Annotated in this window: 13 protein-coding genes and 2 pseudogenes; 12 read left to right on the top strand and 3 right to left on the bottom strand. The window is 53.5% G+C overall.

Annotated elements, in window-relative coordinates; translation table 11 throughout:
* The 11 genes and pseudogenes from ACNQ0T_RS22890 to ACNQ0T_RS22840 form a co-directional block, all read left to right on the top strand.
* A pseudogene (locus ACNQ0T_RS22890) lies at nt 1-221 on the top strand (IS110 family transposase); the annotation flags it as partial.
* A 374-nt stretch (nt 222-595) separates the two neighbouring features.
* Complete coding sequence (locus ACNQ0T_RS22885) at nt 596-862, top strand: YdgH/BhsA/McbA-like domain containing protein (RefSeq protein WP_001567383.1); 267 nt, start codon at nt 596-598, stop codon at nt 860-862.
* A 96-nt stretch (nt 863-958) separates the two neighbouring features.
* Nucleotides 959-1516, top strand: a complete 558-nt coding sequence (locus ACNQ0T_RS22880) for a TetR/AcrR family transcriptional regulator (RefSeq protein WP_001567382.1) — start codon at nt 959-961, stop codon at nt 1514-1516.
* A gap of 212 nt (nt 1517-1728) precedes the next feature.
* Nucleotides 1729-1989 carry a DUF1471 domain-containing protein gene (locus ACNQ0T_RS22875; protein WP_001567381.1) on the top strand — a complete coding sequence of 87 codons (261 nt, stop codon included), beginning with the start codon at nt 1729-1731 and terminating at the stop codon, nt 1987-1989.
* 30 nt (nt 1990-2019) lie between these two features.
* Nucleotides 2020-2526, top strand: a complete 507-nt coding sequence (locus ACNQ0T_RS22870) for a DUF417 family protein (protein ID WP_001567380.1) — start codon at nt 2020-2022, stop codon at nt 2524-2526.
* A 73-nt stretch (nt 2527-2599) separates the two neighbouring features.
* Entirely contained in the window at nt 2600-2737 is a 138-nt protein-coding gene (locus ACNQ0T_RS22865) for a hypothetical protein (RefSeq protein ID WP_021243014.1), read from the top strand.
* A 23-nt stretch (nt 2738-2760) separates the two neighbouring features.
* Nucleotides 2761-3222 carry a peptide-methionine (R)-S-oxide reductase MsrB gene (gene msrB, locus ACNQ0T_RS22860; protein WP_021243015.1) on the top strand — a complete coding sequence of 154 codons (462 nt, stop codon included), beginning with the start codon at nt 2761-2763 and terminating at the stop codon, nt 3220-3222.
* Entirely contained in the window at nt 3212-3706 is a 495-nt protein-coding gene (gene msrA / locus ACNQ0T_RS22855; RefSeq protein WP_021243016.1) for a peptide-methionine (S)-S-oxide reductase MsrA, read from the top strand. The genes msrB and msrA overlap by 11 nt, the downstream gene beginning before the upstream one ends.
* A gap of 548 nt (nt 3707-4254) precedes the next feature.
* Nucleotides 4255-4707, top strand: coding sequence for a hypothetical protein (locus ACNQ0T_RS22850; RefSeq protein WP_125125741.1), 453 nt, complete (start codon nt 4255-4257; stop codon nt 4705-4707).
* Nucleotides 4708-4844: 137 nt separating this feature from the next.
* Nucleotides 4845-5108, top strand: a complete 264-nt coding sequence (locus ACNQ0T_RS22845; RefSeq protein WP_000072676.1) for a hypothetical protein — start codon at nt 4845-4847, stop codon at nt 5106-5108.
* Nucleotides 5098-5397: a type II toxin-antitoxin system RelE/ParE family toxin gene (locus ACNQ0T_RS22840; protein ID WP_021243018.1), complete on the top strand. Its 300-nt coding sequence runs from the start codon at nt 5098-5100 to the stop codon at nt 5395-5397. Before ACNQ0T_RS22845 ends, ACNQ0T_RS22840 begins: the two co-directional genes overlap by 11 nt.
* A 61-nt stretch (nt 5398-5458) precedes the next feature.
* Here the strand turns inward: ACNQ0T_RS22840 and ACNQ0T_RS22835 are convergent, their stop codons facing one another.
* Complete coding sequence (locus tag ACNQ0T_RS22835) at nt 5459-5824, bottom strand: hypothetical protein (protein WP_021243019.1); 366 nt, start codon at nt 5822-5824, stop codon at nt 5459-5461.
* A gap of 68 nt (nt 5825-5892) precedes the next feature.
* On the opposite strand from ACNQ0T_RS22835, the gene ACNQ0T_RS22830 reads away from it, so the two are divergent.
* On the top strand, nt 5893-6072 hold the full coding sequence (locus ACNQ0T_RS22830) for a Rop family plasmid primer RNA-binding protein (protein ID WP_021243020.1): 180 nt from the start codon (nt 5893-5895) through the stop codon (nt 6070-6072).
* Between the two features lie 30 nt (nt 6073-6102).
* Here ACNQ0T_RS22830 and ACNQ0T_RS22825 read toward each other — a convergent pair whose 3' ends face one another.
* Both ACNQ0T_RS22825 and ACNQ0T_RS22820 read right to left on the bottom strand, forming a co-directional pair.
* Nucleotides 6103-6366, bottom strand: coding sequence for a hypothetical protein (locus tag ACNQ0T_RS22825; RefSeq protein ID WP_021243021.1), 264 nt, complete (start codon nt 6364-6366; stop codon nt 6103-6105).
* Nucleotides 6367-6394: 28 nt separating this feature from the next.
* A pseudogene (locus tag ACNQ0T_RS22820) lies at nt 6395-6592 on the bottom strand (hypothetical protein); the annotation flags it as partial.
* Nucleotides 6593-6691 lie beyond the last annotated feature (99 nt).

Here is a 6691-nt window from a genome sequence, read left to right as displayed (position 1 = left end):
TAGGGATTAGCAAGCGGGGCAACAAAAAGATCCGAACTTTGTTGGTTCAGTGTGCCAGGGTATTCATACAAAAACTGGAACACCAGTCTGGCAAGTTGGTCGACTGGGTCAGGGAGTTGTTGTGTCGGAAAAGCAACTTTGTCGTCACCTGTGCTCTGGCAAACAAGCTGGCCAGAATAGCCTGGGCACTGACGGCGCGACAGCAAACTTACGAAGCATAAAGGCAGAAATACACCAGTTTAAACAATCATTCATCTGGTTTTGCGAATACTGATATTGATGATACAAACGGCCCACCGGCCTGTTGAGGAACCTGTAAAACGGAAAGGCTCGCTGAAGCCGTATATTTTCTGGAGGTTCATCAGGCGCGGAACTCATCGAGGCGCGGGAATAAAATCCCATTCAGACGCCGGATAGATTCAAGCAAGCCAACTTATCGTCAAAATCGGTGTTGCAAAAACGGGAGTGACCATAGATTCCGTTTTCCAAGCGGACCCCAATTAACACTTGCCAACCTATCTACTGGTTGGTAGATTTGATTTTAACAACACGACACACAAACAAAAACACACAACAGAACATCAGGAGCGTCATCATGAAAAACATCATCAAAACCACCCTTGCCATCATCGCCCTGTCCGCCAGCGCACTGAGCTATGCCGCCAGCCCGCAAATGGTTTCCCGCAGCGAAGCAGCATCGCTGCAAAAAATTGGGGTGGTCTCTTCCGGTGGCTTCACCACCCTGGATGACCTGGTGGCCTCACTGGATATGAAAGCCGCTGATGCCGGGGCCACACACTACCGCATCACCAGTGCCACCGGTATGAATAAACTTTCCGGTACCGCTGTCCTGTATCGTTGAATACCCGTTACCCTCGCAACTGCGCCCGGAACCCTTCTGGTTTCCGGGCGCAGTTGTGTCTGAATAACAGGCACCCGCAGGTGCCAGGAGAACATTATGTCCACCCATGACAGTCTGATTGAACTGACTGATACCCTTATCCAGCAGAACGGCTACCAGGGCTTCAGCTATGCTGATCTCGCTGACGGTCTGGGAATACGGAAGGCCAGTATCCATTACCATTTTCAGACCAAAACCGACCTCGGGCTTGCCTATTGTGAATACAAGGAGGCCAGCCTGCTGAAACTGGAAGCTGCCCTGTTACAGCTGCCACCGGGTAAAGCCCGTCTGCAGGGTTATATGGACGCATTTCTCAAATGCGCCGACAGCGGCCAGATGTGTGGCATTCACGCCATGCTGTCCGACAGCGCCCTGTTTGAAGAACCTCTTCAGAAAGCCACCTCACGACTGGCACAAACCGACCTGCGCATCCTGACCAGTGTGCTGGTTTCGGGTCGTGAAAGCGGTGAACTGGCTTTTACTGCTGAGCCGGCTGACGTGGCCATTATCATCGGCAGCGCCATTAAAGGGGCCCTGATGCTCAATCGGATCCCTCCTCATGATGCCTGTTCCCGCACCATGAGCGCGCTTATTCAGCTACTCTCCCGCCCGTAAAGCCACGCCTGTGGCTGCCCCGGTTTAACCGGGGCAGCCAGCACTCAAAAAAATCACCGCTGACAACGCCTGTATTCCGGGGGCCTCAGAAGACATTAAGACTTTCCTTGCGTTTAATTTCCAGTTACCCCTTGCCAATCTATCTACTGGTAGGTAGAATAAATATTAACAACACGACAACACAATAAAACAGACATGCAGGGGGCATCATCATGAAAGCACTTATCAACGACGTTATCGCTGTCTTCACCCGTAAAGCCCATGGACCGGTCATCATCAAATCCGATCTTACTGAGGAAGAAAAAGCAGCTCTGGTACCGGTCCGTACACTCTCTGTTGGCTGGGTGTCTTCCGTGGATGAGCTGGAGCGGGAGGTTATCCGCGAAGCCCTTGAACATGGCGCTGCCGCTTATCTGATTTCTGAGCTTGAGCAGGCCCGTTTCGTTCATGCCCGCGCCACGCTGTTTGCATAAACACAAAACGAAAATAAAAGGACACACACCATGAAAAATAACGTCGAGACACAACTGCGCCGGTTACTTCGTAAAACGTCAGGCCTGGACATTATGGTTCTGCGGCTGTCAGTGATTTTCATCTTCGCCCTGTTTGGCACCTACAAATGGTTTGCCTTCGAGGCCAATGCCCTTCACCACCTGCTGCCAGGCACCTGGCTCGGTGCGCTGTATCCGGCTCTCGGCGTTCAGGGGCTCAGCTACGCACTCGGCGTGGTGGAAAATATCACCCTTCTGGCCCTGATTGCCGGATTTTTCCGGCCGGCAGTGGGTGCAGCAGGCGCCCTGATGGTGGCAGGCACCGGCATCGTCACCCTGAGCCTTCTGCCGCAGCTGGGTCGCATTGACAGCTTCATTATCAAGGATGTTCTTCTGATTGGGGCTGGACTGGTGCTGTTGCGTCATGACCTGCGACGGACACTGATTAACCGGAGGGCGAAGCAACTCAGCGCCGTGCACAAACCCCGCTCGTCTGACGCATTGTCAGCCATGGGGTGACCCTGAATTACGCAGCAGCCTGATATTTCTGGCCAGCAAATATGACACCACTCCCGGGTTCATGGTGAGAGGCATGGAAGCCGCCTTTCGGGCGGGGATCACTCCCCGCTACTTTTTAGAGCGCTACCTGGAAAATAAGTCGCTCCCCGCCAACCCGGACTTTGAAAAACACTATCTGGATCTTATTCATGAGCAGGACCCGTCCCGGTGAGTGAGATTTGTCAGGAGAGCGATATGAACAAACCGTATAAAAAAGACCCACAGACCATTCAGGCACTGACGGAACTGCAGTTCAGCGTCACCCAGAAAAGCGCCACTGAGCGCCCGTTTACCGGAGAATATGACGACCACTTTGAGGACGGACTGTACGTGGATATCGTCTCCGGTGAGCCACTGTTCTCGTCGAAGGACAAATTTGATTCGGGCTGTGGCTGGCCGGCATTCAGCAAACCAGTGGAAAACAACGTCCACAACCTGAGCGACCTCAGTCATGGCATGGTGCGTACTGAAGTGCGTTCCCGTCACGGTGACAGCCATCTGGGACACGTCTTCCCTGACGGGCCACAGGATACCGGTGGATTACGTTACTGCATTAACTCGGCTTCACTGCGTTTTATCCCGAAAGGCGCTCTGGAAACAGAAGGATACGGTGAATTTCTTCCCCTGTTTGAGAAAGGAGATAAGCATGAAAACTGATGTGGCAATCCTTGCCGGTGGTTGTTTCTGGGGTGTCCAGGAGCTGATCCGCAAACTCAATGGCGTGGTCAGCACCGAAGTGGGCTATACCGGCGGACGTAATGATAACCCGACATACCAGCACCACCCAGGACATGCGGAGGCGGTGAAGGTGGTGTATTCCCCGGATAAACTGAGCTACCGAAAACTACTGGAATATTTCTTTAGTATTCACAACCCTACAACAATACTTCGTCAGGGTAATGACGTCGGCTCAAGCTACCGCTCAGCCATCTTTTTCACCACAGAGGAGCAAAAGCAGCAGGCAAACCAGCTTATCCGTGAAATAGATGATTCAGGAGTCTGGCCCGGAGTCGTGGTGACAGAAGTAGAGCAGGCCGGTGAGTTCTGGTCTGCAGAGCCAGAGCATCAGGATTACCTGCAGCATAATCCCGACGGCTATACCTGCCATTTTGAACGACCTGACTGGACGCTTCCGGGATAAGTCACCGTCGCAGACTCGCAGCATTCAGCCCCGCCCATGTGCGGGGCTTTTTTGTTCATATGCAGAAACGAGAATGGGATCACAAACAAATTTCTTTAGTCCATTTCTTGCATACAAAACAATCAACATCCTGATTTTAAGGGGCATATTAGAAAAAAGATGAGGATGATTAGGGTCAAAGGGACAAAGGGACAATGTTTAGAATTATGCTGACCGTTATCGCAGGATCGTTATTTTACGGACTCTCGGCCAGTCTGTGTTTTGCCGGGCTTTTTCGCATACACGCCCCCAGTGCCTGCACAGCCTTCTGTCTGACTTATAACCCAACAGCCGGCTATGTCATGCTGGTTACCGGTATGACACTGTTTATCGTATTTTTGCTCAGCCTTTTCCGGACAACAAAAGCCCCTATTTAACATAAAGGCTTCATTGTACGCACCGCTAAAACGCGCTCAGGGCGATTTCAGCGCGAAGCCGGTGAAAACCACAGCTTACCCGGCGAAAACCCCGCAAAACTTGCCTGATGAATTCTGATGGCATGAATGGCTATGCACCGGACTGCATGGCGGCCCGTTTCAGTGCGTTTACCACCTGAAACCGCCAAAAAGCGCCCTTTTGCGCGGGAAATCTCTCATTTTCTCCCTGGAATACTCACAACAATCATAATTACTAGTAATGTTTTCTGTGTGTACGACAACTCTGTAATGCCTGAGGAATTAATGACCGGTTCAAACAACAAGACACGCGATATCACTAGCAACCGCAAGTATCTGATCAAGAATGCACGCGGCCAGGCAGCCTATAAAGCACGTATGCGCGAGGCGGGTTATAAGCAAATTGCGGTATGGGTACGAGAAGATGTCAGAGAGGCAGGACGACAAGCCGGACTGGAATCTGACGCGCTGTTGTCAGGGGCTGCGCAGCATGATCCATTAGGCTGGATGGTCGGTTTTGCTGAGGGACTCAGGCAGCGAGAAAAAAAAGACAGCAACCCGCAGTAAGCCTGCAAGACAGCACGAATAACAGAGAACAGCCAGTACAAGGAAGTAACGCTTCGCGTACCGGATTCAGCATATTTTTCAGGGAGTGTCCCTGCTAAACTCCTTCATGTCGACGCATCAACCCCGGAGGCTCTGTAATGAGCAATACCACACACTACGAAAACGCCAACTTCTTGCGGGAACTGGCCGAAAGTCTGCCCCGCATACTGCCGGAAGGTGGCCCGGACAAGGCAGCACTGTTGCAGCGCCTGGCTAACGAAGAACTGGCACAGGCCGAGTATGAAGATCAGGTTCGCGCCAAAGTGACTGCAGCCCGCGCTGATACACGCCCGGGCATGACCACGGAACAACTCCGCCAGCGGCTGCATGGTCGCTATCAGGAACTGCGTGATGCCGTATGACGTGGAATGGAAGCAGGGAGCCATCGAGGACGTAACGGCACTGTTTGACTACATCGCGGAAAATTCATCTCTGTGGGATGCGCGGAACGTCACCGATCGCGTTCTTGCGGCCGCAGACAAGCTGGCAGACTTTCCGCGTCTCTACGAAGTGGACTCACGCTATGGCGAGGACGTTCGCCGGATAAGCCTGATGGGACAGCATGTCCTCTATGATGTGAATGACCCGGCGCAGAAAATCCGGGTTCTGGCCGTAGTCGGCCAGCGCCAGAATCCCCACTCCGTCCGCTGATAACGGGTGACGGGGGCGCAATTCATTGCGTGGCCGTCGCCGGTTGGACAAGCGCAGCGCGTCAGCGCTTCCCCCATTGCCACCACCGGCGCGGTGTCTCTGCTGTCTCCGTTTTGTGTTCCAGTAGTCTCATGGCCTGCATTTCCTGCCGCAGCCCGGCCACCTCTTCCCGCAGCGCTTTTATCTCCGCAATCAGCGCCTCTGATACCGTTTTTTCAGTCTCATCCGGCAGTCTCAACCCGTCCCGATCATGAGTCTCAATCAGTCTTAACTCACCGTACACCCGGATAAGCTCGCTGGTATCTACGACACGACCACCATCAGCCTCCGTCCGGTATGATACGCGGCCTTTAGCCATATCCCGATACAGGGAACTTCGGGCTTTTCCCGTCAGTTCCGTGGCCTGTCTCACCGTCACCCACGCCATTGTCTCACCCCGCTATTTTTGAGACAGTATACCCGACAGGCGCACACCATGCCCGGAAGGAAAGAAACATGACGAAACAGGAAAAAACCGCCCTCAACATGGCAAAATTCATCAGGGATCAGTCGCTGCTGTTGCTGGAAAAGCTGAACGAACTGGATATGGATACCGCGGCCGACATGTGCGAACGGCTGCACGAGGACGCGGAAACGCTCTGGCTGGCAATGCGGGACCAGCTCGGGGAGGAATAACAGCACCGACGCGGCCGGTGCTGTCTGCCGTCATTTCATCAGACGACGCAGGCAAAGAAGGGTACCACCGATCAGGATCGCCGCCGTGCCTCCCTGCCCGAAATGCAGGAACAACCAGTCACGGATCGCCGGGTTCCTCGCCAGAAACTGCACGAACCCGTAGAGCAGCAGAAACACCGGCAGCACGCGCCAGAACAATTTCAGCAGATGCGCGGCCAGCACACACAGCCCTCCGGCCATCGCCCCGACCATAAGCAGGGCCTCCCGGCCCACAACCGCAATCCGGTTTGTCATAAAACACCTCATAAATGAATGATTAACCTCAGACCATGACCATGAATTTGAAGCAGGCAAACAGCCGTTCCCGGTCCAGCTCTGCCGTTTTTCGGGCCTCGCCGGTCTGTGGGTTCACGATTTCATCCACCGCCAAAATTGCCCGTTGCACCCGGACGAGCGTCGGCCTGTCCGGGCAGATGTACCAGATTTCATCGATGCCGTTCGCCCGGCGGTTGAACAGATAGGGGTCGTCTCAGAAAACGGAATCTATGGTCACTCCCGTTTTTGCAACACCGATTTTGACGACAAGTTGGCTTGCTTGAATCTATCCGGCGTCTGAATG

The sequence above is a fragment of the Enterobacter cloacae complex sp.6700776 genome (assembly GCF_048284255.1).
Classification (GTDB): Bacteria; Pseudomonadota; Gammaproteobacteria; order Enterobacterales; family Enterobacteriaceae; genus Enterobacter; species Enterobacter intestinihominis.
The sequence above is the reverse complement of the archived record's forward strand: the minus strand, read 5'-3'. Positions and strand labels throughout refer to the sequence as shown.

Excerpts from the sequence above, each read along its gene's own strand:
- ACNQ0T_RS22885 (WP_001567383.1), top strand. The coding sequence starts at position 596 with ATGAAAAACATCATCAAAACCACCCTTGCCATCATCGCCCTGTCCGCC.
- ACNQ0T_RS22880 (WP_001567382.1), top strand. The coding sequence starts at position 959 with ATGTCCACCCATGACAGTCTGATTGAACTGACTGATACCCTTATCCAG.
- ACNQ0T_RS22875 (WP_001567381.1), top strand. The coding sequence starts at position 1,729 with ATGAAAGCACTTATCAACGACGTTATCGCTGTCTTCACCCGTAAAGCC.
- ACNQ0T_RS22870 (WP_001567380.1), top strand. The coding sequence starts at position 2,020 with ATGAAAAATAACGTCGAGACACAACTGCGCCGGTTACTTCGTAAAACG.
- ACNQ0T_RS22865 (WP_021243014.1), top strand. The coding sequence starts at position 2,600 with ATGGAAGCCGCCTTTCGGGCGGGGATCACTCCCCGCTACTTTTTAGAG.
- msrB (WP_021243015.1), top strand. The coding sequence starts at position 2,761 with ATGAACAAACCGTATAAAAAAGACCCACAGACCATTCAGGCACTGACG.
- msrA (WP_021243016.1), top strand. The coding sequence starts at position 3,212 with ATGAAAACTGATGTGGCAATCCTTGCCGGTGGTTGTTTCTGGGGTGTC.
- ACNQ0T_RS22850 (WP_125125741.1), top strand. The coding sequence starts at position 4,255 with ATGCACCGGACTGCATGGCGGCCCGTTTCAGTGCGTTTACCACCTGAA.
- ACNQ0T_RS22845 (WP_000072676.1), top strand. The coding sequence starts at position 4,845 with ATGAGCAATACCACACACTACGAAAACGCCAACTTCTTGCGGGAACTG.
- ACNQ0T_RS22840 (WP_021243018.1), top strand. The coding sequence starts at position 5,098 with ATGCCGTATGACGTGGAATGGAAGCAGGGAGCCATCGAGGACGTAACG.
- ACNQ0T_RS22835 (WP_021243019.1), bottom strand. The coding sequence starts at position 5,824 with ATGGCGTGGGTGACGGTGAGACAGGCCACGGAACTGACGGGAAAAGCC.
- ACNQ0T_RS22830 (WP_021243020.1), top strand. The coding sequence starts at position 5,893 with ATGACGAAACAGGAAAAAACCGCCCTCAACATGGCAAAATTCATCAGG.
- ACNQ0T_RS22825 (WP_021243021.1), bottom strand. The coding sequence starts at position 6,366 with ATGACAAACCGGATTGCGGTTGTGGGCCGGGAGGCCCTGCTTATGGTC.